The organism is Bacillus cereus group sp. BfR-BA-01316 (genome assembly GCF_022664195.1).
GTDB lineage: Bacteria > Bacillota > Bacilli > Bacillales > Bacillaceae_G > Bacillus_A.
Genome location: NZ_JAKUGX010000002.1, coordinates 211,629 through 223,853 on the forward strand (window position 1 = coordinate 211,629; position 12,225 = coordinate 223,853).

Below are 12,225 nucleotides of genomic sequence, written 5' to 3' on the forward strand. Positions count from 1 at the left end.
CTATCATTTCCTTACATCTTGTATACTTTTATACATAAAGTCCATCGCTTCTGTCACTTTTGTTCCAGGATTTGATCCAAATAAATCTGGTGGTAAAATAACAACACGATTTTGTTTTACTGCATCTAAATTTTTCCATGCTTCATTTTTCATCATTTCGCCTTCAAATGCTTTTTTCACGCTATTGGGATCTCCATGTGTAATTAAATAAATCACATCTGGATTTGCTTCAATAATACGTTCTACACTTAGCTGTGCATATTGCGGATACTCTTTCATTTCTGGAAAACTAGCTGCGATATTTTTCCCGCCCGTCTTTTCTAAAATATCCCCTGATAGAGATGTTGGTAATGCTGCTAAATAAGTGCCTGGTGCTCCATAAACTAGCAACGCTTTAATATCGCTCTTTTTCTCATATTTCTTCATTTGATCATTAATTTTTTGATTAAGCTCTTTTGCTTTATCGTCTTTCTTCATTACTGTTCCATACATTTCAATACTCTTTTGAATGTCTTTTACAGAGTTAGCTGAAGAAATTATAACTTTTGTACCTTGCCCTTCAACCGTTGGAATATTTTTTTGGAACCCATTATTAGCAACAAGTACATCTGGCTTTAAACTAGCAATTTGTTCAAAGTTTGGCTGATGTGTATTTCCAATTACTTGCGTTTTTTGCAAATCTTCTGGAAGGGAGATTTTTGCATCTGGACGACCGACAATTTTCCCTCCTAAAGCATGGATAATATTCATATCGCCCATACTTAACGTCGCAAAACTTTCAGGAATTTTATTGAATTTTACCTTTCTGTCTGAGAGATCGGTAATTTCGATTTTGTCTGTTCCTTTGTCTGTTTTTGTTGCAGATGCTTTTTCGTTTTCCTTTGCACTGCAACCTATTAATAAGAAAAAAATAGATAAGATCGCTGTGAACAGTGTAATGGATTTTTTCATTCTTTCACCCCTAATTGATAATGATAATCATTGACTACTATTCTACTTTAATTGATAAGGATTATCATTATCAATATAAACCGCATACATTTTCTACAAAAATAAAAAAACGCTACAAAAAGATTTCTTCTTTTCGTAGCGCCCTATTTAACAATTTTCTTCATATTCGCTCTCCTCTAATTGGTCACGCATCGTTCTAACACGCTTAAAGAAGAAAAAAGCAAGAACTAAAAATACAATAATACTCCCCATCATAACAAAAGACTGCACCATATTTTTGACTCCACTTGGAATTAATAAACCGATCATTAAAAATGTACTTATAGACAAAAGTACTTGTCCGAAACGAGTATAATCTGCTATTTTTTCTTGTAATTCTTTCATCTCTTTATCACTCCCCTCCTCACTTTATCACATTCTATTAAGCTTAAAGACAAGTAAATAGAACCAAACTGGGAGATGTTTTCCAAAGTAAAAAAGAGCCGCTTAAATGCGGCTCTTTTTTATCTATTATACGCCTTTATACGCTTCCATATAGACTTCTTGTAGCTCTGAAGTGAGCGGCAATTTTGGATTAGCTGTTGTACACTGATCTTCAAACGCTCTTTCTGCTAATATTCCAACAACCGCTTCAAATTGTTCTTTAGCGACTCCTTGTCCTGCGATACTCATATTAATATTCAATTTTTTCCCAAGCGCAATAATTGATTGGATAAGTGATTCCACACCTTCTGCTGTTGAGCTTGCTGGAAGCCCGAGCATTCTCGCAATATGTGCGTAACGTTCATCTGCCACAAAGTGCTCATATTTTGGGAACAATGCATGTTTCCTTGGCTTAATAGCATTATAGCGGACTACATGCGGCATAAGGATTGCATTTGCACGTCCGTGTGGAATATGGAATTCCGGTCCAATTTTATGTGCTAAACTATGATTAATACCAAGGAAAGAATTAGCAAATGCCATCCCTGCGATTGCAGAAGCGTTATGCATTTTTTCTCGTGCTTCTTCATCATTTCCATCTTTATATGCTCTCGGTAAATATTTAAATACGAGATCAATTGCTTTTAATGCTAAACCATCTGTATAGTCATTTGCCATAACGGACACATACGCTTCAATTGCATGTGTTAATACGTCCATGCCAGTATCTGCTGTTACATGAGGTGGTACTGTCATGACAAATTGTGGATCAACAATTGCTACATCTGGTGTTAATTCATAATCAGCAAGCGGATATTTTATATTATTTTTCTTATCTGTAATAACTGCAAATGGCGTCACTTCTGATCCAGTCCCTGATGTTGTTGGGATTGCAACAAATTGTGCTTTATTTCCCAATTTCGGATACTTACATGTACGTTTTCTTATATCTAAAAATTTCTGTTTAATTCCATAGAATGTTGTTTCTGGGTGCTCATAGAAAAGCCACATCCCTTTTGCTGCATCCATAGCTGAACCACCACCAAGTGCGATAATTACATCTGGCTTAAAGCTTTTCATCATGTCCGCACCTTTAAAAACAGTTTCATCTGATGGATCTGGCTCAACCTCGAAGAAAACCTCGACTTTCACGTCACTTGCATGTTTACGTAAATAGTGCGTGACCGTATCTACATATCCATGCTCAACCATTCCTGGATCCGTTACAATAAATGCGCGTGAAATATTAGGCATGTTTGCTAAATATGCTGTAGCATGTTTTTCAAAATAAATTTTTGGTGGTAATTTGAACCACTGCATACTCTTTTTTCTATTTGCCAGCCTTTTTATATTTAATAAATGAGTAGCTGTTACGTTTTGGGAAACTGAATTTTTCCCATAGGAACCACATCCAAGTGTAAGTGATGGAATAAACCCATTGTATATATCACCTATTCCACCTTGTGATGAAGGGGCATTTACAATGAGACGGCAAGCTTTCATACGCAAACCAAATTGTTTTTGCACTTCTTTATTTGTAGAATGGATGACTGCTGAATGTCCTAAACCACCAAGATTCAACATTTCTTCGCAATATGTAAATCCTTCTTCTAATGAATTTGCTTTTACACAAGCTAATACTGGACTCAGTTTTTCACGAGATAGTGGATACGCTGCTCCGATCCCTTTAATTTCAGCTACAAGCATTTTTGTATCTTCAGGTACAGTGATCCCTACTAATTCGGCAATATACTGTGCTGATTTCCCAACAATATCACTATTTACTGCACATGTGTTTTCATTAATAACAAGCTTTTCTAACTCTTTTCTCTCTTCTTCTGTTACAAAGTAACAATTATTTGCTATCATTTCTGTTTTAACATCATCATAGATTTCCTTATCTACAATGATAGCTTGTTCAGATGCACAAATCATACCGTTATCAAATGTTTTCGATAAAATTAAATCATTAACAGCACGTTTTACATGTGCCGATTTCTCTATGTAACATGGTACATTACCTGGCCCTACACCTAACGCTGGTTTGCCAGTAGAATACGCTGATTTCACCATACCAGCTCCTCCAGTTGCTAGAACGAGCGCAACACCTTCATGATTCATTAATTGTTTCGTTGCTTCGACAGAAGGTCTGTCAATCCATTGAATGCAGTGCTTTGGTGCACCAGCCTTCAATGCAGCATCGTATACTGTTTTCGCTGCTGCAATAGAACATTTTTGTGCAGAAGGATGGAAAGCGAAAATAATTGGATTTCTCGTTTTTATCGCGATTAATGCTTTAAACATCGTTGTCGACGTTGGATTCGTTACTGGCGTTACTCCAGCTACTACACCAACCGGTTCCGCAATTTCTATTATTTCTTCATGAGGATCTTCATGAATAATTCCTACCGTTTTGTCTTTCTTTATACTATGCCAAATATATTCAGTAGCAAAAATATTTTTAATACATTTGTCTTCATATACACCACGACCCGTTTCTTCAACAGCCAACTTCGCAAGCGGCATATGTTGATCAACACCTGCAAGCGCCATTTCATGAACAATGTTGTCAATTTGCTCTTGTGTAAAACCTTCTAATGCTTGTAAAGCTTTTTGACCGTTCTTCACTAATGTATCAATCATCTCTTTTACCTCTTGCATTTCATTTACAGCTTTCTCTTTGACTACCATGTAAATTTCCTCCTATTCTGTTATCATGGCCCTTATAAGTCCCTATAGGTCATAATAAGTCCCGATTAGCGTAAAAAAATAGAGTTGCCTTCCTACATGAATCTCATTGTTTGTGAAACTTTTCACAAGATTGTTCGTGAGTAATATTTCATGACTTCACTATACATGAAATCATTTTATTTGTGTATGTCCATTTTGTGAAACTTTTCACAAAAAACCTTTTAAAAAGCACTGCTCTATAAGCAGTACTTTCTCATTATGCTAACGCTTGTGCTAAATCTTCAATCAAATCTTCACCATCTTCAATACCGACAGAAATACGAATTAGTGTATCTGTAATCCCTAATTCTTTACGGCGATCAGCCGGAATAGACGCATGTGTCATTTGTGATGGAATAGAAATTAAACTTTCTACTGCTCCTAAGCTTTCAGCAAGTGTGAAGTATTGTAACTTCTCAAGTACTCTATTTAATGTTTCCTCACTATCTACATCGAATGAGATGATTGCACCAAATCCATTCGCCTGTTCTGTTGCTAATTCGTGATTTTGATGTGATTCAAGACCTGGATAATATACTTTATTTACTTTCGGATGGTTATTTAAAAACTCAGCAATTGCGCGTGAATTTATTTCATGCTCTTCCATACGAATTCCTAATGTTTTTAAACCGCGAAGTAGTAAGAAGCTATCTTGTGGTCCAAGAATACCTCCTGTTGAGTTTTGTACGAAATGAAGGTCTTCTGCTAGTTGCAGACTATTTACAACTACTAGGCCTGCAACTACATCACTATGCCCACCTAAATATTTCGTTGCACTATGAAGTACAATGTCTGCTCCTAAGGAAATTGGCGACTGCCAATATGGCGTCATGAATGTGTTATCAATAATTGTTAATAAATCGTTTTCTTTAGCAAGAGTGGATATTTTCTTAATATCAGTAATTTTCAGTAATGGATTCGTTGGTGTTTCCACATAAATCGCTTTCGTATTTGGACGAATTGCTTCTACAACTTCCTCCAAGTTTGTTGTGTCTACAAAAGTATGCTCAATACCGAAACGATTTAATACTTTCGTGATAATACGATACGTTCCACCGTAAACATCATCTGTTAAAATGACGTGATCTCCTTTTGAGAATAGCATAATAGTTGCTGTAATAGCTGCCATCCCTGAACCAAATGCAAATCCTGCATGACCATTTTCTAACACTGCAATCATTTCTTCTAAAGCTGAACGAGTTGGATTACCAGTTCTAGAATATTCATATCCTTGGTGCTTACCAACTGCTTCTTGTTTGTACGTACTCGTTTGATATATCGGCACGTTTACAGATCCAGTTGAAGGTTCTCCTATGCGAATACCATGAATTAACTTTGTCTTTGCTCTCATTTTTTATTCCCATCCTTTGTATATATCTTTACTTAAATAACGCTCACTACTATCTGGAAAAATCGTTACAATATTTGTGTCTGGTTTTGCTTTCTCAGCCTCAAGCAAGCTTGCATGGAATGCCGCTCCTGAAGAGCTTCCAACGAGAAGACCTTCCTTTTGCGCCAATTCTTTTACACGTAAAAATGCATTTCGATCAGAAATCGTATGAATTTCATCAAAATAAGATGTTTTTAAAAATGGTGGAATGAATTCAAGACCAATACCTTCTGTTTCATGTGAACCAGCTTTGCCGCCATTTAAAATGGATCCTTCTGGTTCTACAATAACCGTTTTAATATCAATATTTTTTTCTTTTAAATAAGACGCAGTTCCCATAAACGTCCCGCCAGTTCCTGCACCCGCAACAAATATGTTAATCTCTCCATTCAGTGCGTCCCAAAGTTCAGGACCTAGTGTTTTGAAATAAGCACGAGGGTTTGCTTCATTAGCAAACTGACTTGGAGAGTATGAATTTGGTATTTCCTTTACTAATTCTTTTGCCTTTGCAATTGCGCCGGTCATTCCTTGCTCAGTCGGTGTATGCACGACCTTGGCACCTAGTGCTTTCATTAATTCTTGTTTTTCGATACTAAATTTCTCTGGTACACAAACAATGACGCGTAAATCATGTTCTAACGCTGCAAGTGCCAGTCCAATGCCGGTATTTCCAGCCGTCGGTTCAATGATTGTTCCGCCCTCTGCAACAAGCCCTTTTTCTAACGCATCTTCGATTAATTCTCTTCCTAAACGATCCTTAACGCTTCCGCCTGGGTTGTAAAATTCAAGCTTTGCAAATAAACGGACTCCTTTCGGAAGTGAAAAACGAGTAATTTCTACGATTGGTGTATGGCCAATCAACTCATGAACTCCACGATATACATTCATCGTGTTCTCCCCCTTATTTGCCAATAAAGAAAAGGCAACTGTATGTATTTTCTTTATATGAGACAGTTGCCTTTTTGTTACATTACTTTAACTCTTCTAGTACTTTTACGATAAAGTTTGTAGAATGAAGAGCTGCTTGATCTAAAAATTGATCAAATGAAACATTTGATTCTTTACCAGCAATATCAGAAAGTGCACGAATAATAACAAATGGAACTTCATATTGGTGGCATACTTGCGCAACAGCTGCTGCTTCCATTTCTACTGCATAAAGATCTTCAAATTTATCACGAATTGCTGCAACACGGTTCGGATCACTCATAAATGAATCACCTGTTGCAATCATACCTTTTACAACTTGAATATTTTCTTCCGCCTGCATACATTTCTCAGCTAATGCAACTAATGCCTCATCAGCTTTAAATCCAGGTGGCATTCCTGGCACTTGACCATATTCGTAGTTAAATGCTGTTACATCTACGTCATGGTGACGAACTTCTGTTGAAATAACCACATCTCCAACATTTAAAGAATGGTGGAATCCACCAGCTGAACCAGTGTTGATTACTTTTTCAGGTTTATATCTTTCTAATAAAATTGTCGTTGACATCGCTGCATTTACTTTACCAATACCAGACTTTAGCAAGATTACTTCATGTCCTGCCAATAGCCCTTTCGTAAATTCAGAACCTGCAACAGTTTCTGTTTCTGCTTGTTCTAGTTTGTCACGTAAAATACGTACTTCTTCTTCCATTGCTCCAATTACAGCAATTCTCAATCTAATCCCTCTTTCTATTGCTTAGTTGCCTCCATTACCCAAACGAAATGATTTAATCTCGTAAACGTTACATAGAAGCCATTGTTTTCAAAAATAGATTGCATGATAGGAATACGTGTATAGTATTCTGTTTGCAAATCGTTTGCTAACTGATGAAAACCTCTTTGTCTTGCTACTTCGACAGTTTTATCATATGCATCTTGATCTGCAAATATCGTATCAGCAAACACTATTTTACCACCTTTGTTTAGCAATTGACTATACTTCGCAATTGCTACGTCTTTTTCTTCATCTGTTAAATGATGAAATGCGTAAGTGCTCACAATAGTATCGATTGAATTTGGGACTTCAAATGAAAGAAAATCACCCTCTGTAATTGAAAACTCTTTTGGTAATTTCTCTTCTGCAATAGTACGCATTTCGCGTGACGGTTCTATACCGTAAACTGTGCGACCAGCAAGTAATAATTTATTTGTTAAATTGCCAGTACCTACACCAAATTCTAATACGTTACCAAATGATTTGTTAACTACATCCTCTAAAATGTCCTCATAATGGGCGAAAACTTCTTTATATTGTATATCTTCGCCTTGTACAAATGAGTCGTACGTATGAGCCCACTCATCAAATAGACCATTAAATTCTGTACCCATAAAAATTCCCCTTTTTCTTATCGGTTTTATCAGTATGATATTCCCTCTTTCTAAAAATGTCAATTGAAATGTACGTAGTATTTCCTTCTTTTCTTTGTTACACTATAGGTAATTACATAGGAGAGGGGTCGTCTTCGTGTCATTTACCTTTGAAATGTTAGAAGATAAAGTAGAGTTTTTTGAAGCGGCGGACTTAGCTTCTTTAGAAAAAAAAATTAGCGAGCAAATTGATAATAATAAAGCACTTATGCTCGAAGTACATCACATCTCACATCAAATGGTTATGGATCCTGAAAGCAAAAGACCTTATTATAGTGCGGTTGTTCATTTTAAATTAAAGAAATTACGCTAACTAAAAAAGAGAGGCTCTTAAGAGCCTCTCTTTTTTAGTTTAGAGTTTGAACAAGTACTGGTTTCCAGCCCTCATTGTCTACCCAATCAATATTTACATAATATTGTTTACCTGATTGCTTATCTTGGACATTACCGTACGCTTTATTCTTACCGTTATTTCCGATTCTATGAATAACTAATTGCTCTACTGGAACGTCAATTGCAGTGGAAATCGCTTGATTCATTTCATTCCAATCTGCTGAACCTTTTTTAAACGTCATCGCAGGTGATGCACCTTGTTCTGTACCTACTGGCTTCCAAGAAGGTTTCGTATAAGCATCTGTTGCCTTTGGCTGTGTTTTTTCAGCTGATACTTTCTCATTAGCTTTTGCTTTTGCTTCTTCTTCAGCCTTTTTCTTTTCTTCTTCAGCCTTTTGCTTCTCTTCTTCTTCCTTCTTCTTAGCCTCTGCCTTCTCTTGTTCGTTCTTCTTCGTCTCTTCTTTACCTTTAGCTTTCTCAGCTTTATTTTCTTTTGTTGTTTGCTGAGCTACTTTTTTATTATCACTAGAAGACGCTTGCTCTTTTGTGTCAGGAACAAACAATTGATATGCTACAATAGCTACTGCTACTAATACAATAGCAATCGCAATATTTAAAACACCGTTTTGACGACGTTTTTGTTGTTTCTGTTGAAATCTAGATCCTCCTGCCATTCTTCAAACCTCCATGCAGTTTTTCATACTTGCTATTGTAACATTAAATCTAGAAAGGTTGAACATTTACAATAATATTTTCACGAAATGAAAACATTTCATAAATAATTGCAAGATTACTTTTCAATTTCTAATTGATGAATTGCTTCTACCATTTCTGCAAAAGCTGGTGTAACTACATTTACGTTATCTGTTTCTATATCAACTACAACTAAAGCATATCTTGGGTTTTCATATGGAAAATAACCTGCAAACCAGCGATTCACCTTCTCTCCTTTTCCTGTTTGTGCCGTCCCAGATTTTCCAGCGACAGTTAGTGGCAACGAACGGAATGCGGTTCCCGTTCCTTTCTCCATCGTTACAACACCTCTTAACAACTGTTGTAATTTTTTCATCGTTTCATAAGAAAGCTGTTTCCCATTTAATTTATGATTTTCAAATGTAAAAAAGTCGGTTCCATTTTTATACACTATTTTTTTCACAGCTTTCACTTCCATCTTCTCTCCACCTCTAGCAATTGTCGCCATCATATTCGCTATAGCTAGAGGTGACACACGTACATCTTTTTGTCCGACCATCGTTTGAGCAATCGCTTTTCTACTATCTTTATTTTCTTCGCTCCCCCAAATAATAGCACTCTTTTCTTCTGGCAATTGCTCAAATTCCGGTGTATGAAATACCGAACCTTTCCACCCTACCTTCTTACTTGCTCCTAAGGCCTCTAAATACGTTTCTAATACTTCCCTATCCTTTTGCATTAGTTCATCACCTAATACGGCAAACGTTCGATTACAGCTTCTAGCAAAGCTTTCCTTAAAGTTTAATGACCCCATCATAACTTGTGGAAGATTTTCACCGTATAAATCCGTATTACAGTTAAATTTACGATTAAACCGCACCAAATTCTCATCAATTTCTGCTGCTGCAACTACTGTTTTAAAAACAGACCCCGGAAAATGAGGAGTTAACATTTGATTTTCAAGTGTAGCTTTATATATCCTCCTATCATTCATCTGTAAAGAAGGCCTACTTACCATTGCTAAAACTTCACTATTCTTTATGTCTAGTAATACTAACCCACCTTTTTTTATTCCGTTTTCATCTATAATCTTCTCTGCTCGTCGTTGCAACGTTTTATGTATTGTTGTTTGAATAGTAACTGGATAAAATGGATTTCCTGGTGAAGTGTATTTCGCCTGTTTCCCAAAAATCGGTTCTCCTTGTCGATCCACTTGATATAGTACTTTCGCTTCTCCATCAGTCAGTAAAAATTCATCAAATGATTGTTGCAATCCAGAAATACCAATTGGCGTTTGTTTCGAAGTTTTTTTCATTTCTCCATAACGCTTTTGAAATTCCTGTTCATTCTCTCCCACATCACCAATTAAATGATTTGCCTCTCCCATTTGCTTCAGTCGAACTTCTGCTGCTACAATACCTAAAATATCTAATTGATTTACCTTCTTCATCTGCTCGAGCGTTAATTGAAATGGGATATTCCCCCTTCGTAATATAAATGCTTCATTCTTATTTTTCATTTGCAGTCTTATCTCTTGTCTCGACACACCAATGATATGCGCAATTTTCTCTAACATGTCATTTTTTATTTGTAAAAATGGAAAAACAATTAAGACTGGATATTTCTCTTCACCAATTTCCTTACCATTTCGATCTGTAAAATGCCCTCTTCCATTATCTACTGTAAGTGATTGTGTTCGTTGCGTAACACTTTTTTCAATCAAATTGATATTTCGATCAGTAAATGATTCCGTATCTATAATCTGTATTTGGATTAAACGACAAAGTAATAAAAAAATCACAGCCATAAAACAAATTAAAACAATTATAATTCTCCGTTTCATTTTCATAAAAAAACACCTCGTCTATTGTAGTTTAGACGAGGTGTTTCACCTTTTATACAAATAAAAAATCACTCGTTTTTACACGAGTGATTTTTACGTTATTTTACGGAGATAATCTCTACTTGCATTTCTCCACCTGGTGTTTGGATTGCTACCTTCTCACCAATTTGCTTACCTAATAAGCTTTTTGCGATTGGAGAATCGTTAGAAATTCTTCCTTCAAATGGATCAGCTTCTGCGCTACCTACGATTATGTACGCTTCTTCGTCTCCACCTGGTAACTCTTTAAATGTTACTGTTTTACCTAATGTTACAACTGTAGACTCTTCACCATTGTCTTCAATGATAACCGCATTACGGATCATATTTTCAAGTTGTGTAATACGTCCTTCTACGAATGCTTGCTCATCTTTCGCTGCATCATACTCAGAGTTCTCAGAAAGATCTCCGAAGCTACGTGCGATCTTAATACGCTCTACAACTTCTTTACGTCTTACTGTTTTTAATTGTTCAACTTCGTTCTCTAGTTTTTGCTTACCCTCTTGCGTCATAGGGTATGTTTTTTCTGTTGCCATGTTTTCCACTCCTTTTATATACCAATCCTCCGAAAAAAAAGAGGAGTTCCATATGAAAACTCCTCCGCTTATATATAGCGGAGGTTTCTAGCACACGTGCACTAGTGGAGTTGTCACATACAACCCCTTATTCTCCAATTCTTCCTTATATAAAGAAGGTATGTATGGAAAGTTGATATAAATATGCCCTCACCTATTGGTAGGTGAGGTTTCATGTTTCATTGTATTCGATAAGAAGGGAAAAAATCCCTTCCTATCGTATATCTTTTACTATGCTATTACAAATTTACTTTTTGTTCAAGAATTGTTGCAATTTTTGTAACCATAATATCAATTGCAACATGATTTTGTCCACCTTCAGGGATAATAATATCCGCGAATTTCTTAGAAGGCTCAATAAATTGATTATGCATTGGTCGTACAACGTTTACGTATTGGTCAATAACTGAATCCATTGTACGACCGCGCTCTTCAATATCGCGCTGCATGCGGCGTAAAATACGAAGGTCTGCATCTGTATCAACGAATAACTTAATATCCATTAGCTCACAAAGACGTGGGTCTTCTAAAATAAGAATTCCTTCTAAAATAATTACATCTTTCGGCTCAACTGGAATAATTTTTTCTGAACGCGTATGCAATGTATAGTCATATATAGGCTTTTCCACTTGCTCATATGCAAGCAACTGCTGCAAATGGTCAATTAACAAATCATTATCAAACGCTAACGGATGATCATAATTCGTTTTTAAACGTTCTTCCATTGGTAAATGGCTTTGATCTTTGTAATAATAATCTTGCTCCAAGATTAAAATGGAATGACCTTTAAAATGGTCAAAAATCGCTTTCGTTACACTTGTTTTTCCTGATCCTGAACCACCAGCGATTCCAATTACAACAGGCTTATTCGTCCCCATTCGACTACCACT

Annotated in this window: 12 protein-coding genes; 1 reads left to right on the plus strand and 11 read right to left on the minus strand. The window is 36.2% G+C overall.

The features are described 5' to 3' along the window. Window positions 1-3 precede the first annotated feature (3 nt). From MR071_RS02820 to MR071_RS02850, 7 genes are all read right to left on the minus strand, one after another. Complete coding sequence (locus tag MR071_RS02820; protein ID WP_242234803.1) at window positions 4-951, minus strand: ABC transporter substrate-binding protein; 948 nt, start codon at window positions 949-951, stop codon at window positions 4-6. A gap of 147 nt (window positions 952-1,098) precedes the next feature. Continuing rightward, window positions 1,099-1,335: a YrhC family protein gene (locus MR071_RS02825; RefSeq protein WP_105584427.1), complete on the minus strand. Its 237-nt coding sequence runs from the start codon at window positions 1,333-1,335 to the stop codon at window positions 1,099-1,101. Between the two features lie 126 nt (window positions 1,336-1,461). Then, the gene (gene adhE / locus MR071_RS02830; RefSeq protein ID WP_242234805.1) at window positions 1,462-4,065 is read right to left on the minus strand and encodes a bifunctional acetaldehyde-CoA/alcohol dehydrogenase; all 2,604 of its coding nucleotides are present in this window, start codon (window positions 4,063-4,065) and stop codon (window positions 1,462-1,464) included. A 256-nt stretch (window positions 4,066-4,321) separates the two neighbouring features. Then, on the minus strand, window positions 4,322-5,455 hold the full coding sequence (locus MR071_RS02835) for a bifunctional cystathionine gamma-lyase/homocysteine desulfhydrase (RefSeq protein WP_105584425.1): 1,134 nt from the start codon (window positions 5,453-5,455) through the stop codon (window positions 4,322-4,324). 3 nt (window positions 5,456-5,458) lie between these two features. After that, on the minus strand, window positions 5,459-6,382 hold the full coding sequence (locus MR071_RS02840) for an O-acetylserine dependent cystathionine beta-synthase (RefSeq protein WP_105584424.1): 924 nt from the start codon (window positions 6,380-6,382) through the stop codon (window positions 5,459-5,461). A gap of 82 nt (window positions 6,383-6,464) precedes the next feature. Further along, window positions 6,465-7,160: a 5'-methylthioadenosine/S-adenosylhomocysteine nucleosidase gene (gene mtnN / locus MR071_RS02845; RefSeq protein WP_105584423.1), complete on the minus strand. Its 696-nt coding sequence runs from the start codon at window positions 7,158-7,160 to the stop codon at window positions 6,465-6,467. A 14-nt stretch (window positions 7,161-7,174) separates the two neighbouring features. Then, window positions 7,175-7,813 carry a class I SAM-dependent DNA methyltransferase gene (locus MR071_RS02850; protein ID WP_105584422.1) on the minus strand — a complete coding sequence of 213 codons (639 nt, stop codon included), beginning with the start codon at window positions 7,811-7,813 and terminating at the stop codon, window positions 7,175-7,177. A gap of 136 nt (window positions 7,814-7,949) precedes the next feature. Here MR071_RS02850 and MR071_RS02855 point away from each other — a divergent pair, with 136 nt between their 5' ends. After that, window positions 7,950-8,165 carry a YrzA family protein gene (locus tag MR071_RS02855; protein WP_016106207.1) on the plus strand — a complete coding sequence of 72 codons (216 nt, stop codon included), beginning with the start codon at window positions 7,950-7,952 and terminating at the stop codon, window positions 8,163-8,165. A 34-nt stretch (window positions 8,166-8,199) separates the two neighbouring features. Here the strand turns inward: MR071_RS02855 and MR071_RS02860 are convergent, their stop codons facing one another. From MR071_RS02860 to udk, 4 genes are all read right to left on the minus strand, one after another. After that, entirely contained in the window at window positions 8,200-8,859 is a 660-nt protein-coding gene (locus MR071_RS02860; protein ID WP_105584421.1) for a YrrS family protein, read from the minus strand. Between the two features lie 116 nt (window positions 8,860-8,975). Then, window positions 8,976-10,727 carry a peptidoglycan D,D-transpeptidase FtsI family protein gene (locus tag MR071_RS02865; RefSeq protein ID WP_242234807.1) on the minus strand — a complete coding sequence of 584 codons (1,752 nt, stop codon included), beginning with the start codon at window positions 10,725-10,727 and terminating at the stop codon, window positions 8,976-8,978. Window positions 10,728-10,819: 92 nt separating this feature from the next. After that, entirely contained in the window at window positions 10,820-11,296 is a 477-nt protein-coding gene (gene greA / locus MR071_RS02870) for a transcription elongation factor GreA (protein ID WP_105584419.1), read from the minus strand. 278 nt (window positions 11,297-11,574) lie between these two features. Next, window positions 11,575-12,213 carry a uridine kinase gene (gene udk / locus MR071_RS02875; RefSeq protein ID WP_105584418.1) on the minus strand — a complete coding sequence of 213 codons (639 nt, stop codon included), beginning with the start codon at window positions 12,211-12,213 and terminating at the stop codon, window positions 11,575-11,577. Window positions 12,214-12,225 lie beyond the last annotated feature (12 nt).

Coding starts and splice junctions, on each gene's coding strand:
- MR071_RS02820 (WP_242234803.1), bottom strand. CDS start 951: ATGAAAAAATCCATTACACTGTTCACAGCGATCTTATCTATTTTTTTC.
- MR071_RS02825 (WP_105584427.1), bottom strand. CDS start 1,335: ATGAAAGAATTACAAGAAAAAATAGCAGATTATACTCGTTTCGGACAA.
- adhE (WP_242234805.1), bottom strand. CDS start 4,065: ATGGTAGTCAAAGAGAAAGCTGTAAATGAAATGCAAGAGGTAAAAGAG.
- MR071_RS02835 (WP_105584425.1), bottom strand. CDS start 5,455: ATGAGAGCAAAGACAAAGTTAATTCATGGTATTCGCATAGGAGAACCT.
- MR071_RS02840 (WP_105584424.1), bottom strand. CDS start 6,382: ATGAATGTATATCGTGGAGTTCATGAGTTGATTGGCCATACACCAATC.
- MR071_RS02850 (WP_105584422.1), bottom strand. CDS start 7,813: ATGGGTACAGAATTTAATGGTCTATTTGATGAGTGGGCTCATACGTAC.
- MR071_RS02860 (WP_105584421.1), bottom strand. CDS start 8,859: ATGGCAGGAGGATCTAGATTTCAACAGAAACAACAAAAACGTCGTCAA.
- MR071_RS02865 (WP_242234807.1), bottom strand. CDS start 10,727: ATGAAAATGAAACGGAGAATTATAATTGTTTTAATTTGTTTTATGGCT.
- greA (WP_105584419.1), bottom strand. CDS start 11,296: ATGGCAACAGAAAAAACATACCCTATGACGCAAGAGGGTAAGCAAAAA.
- udk (WP_105584418.1), bottom strand. CDS start 12,213: ATGGGGACGAATAAGCCTGTTGTAATTGGAATCGCTGGTGGTTCAGGA.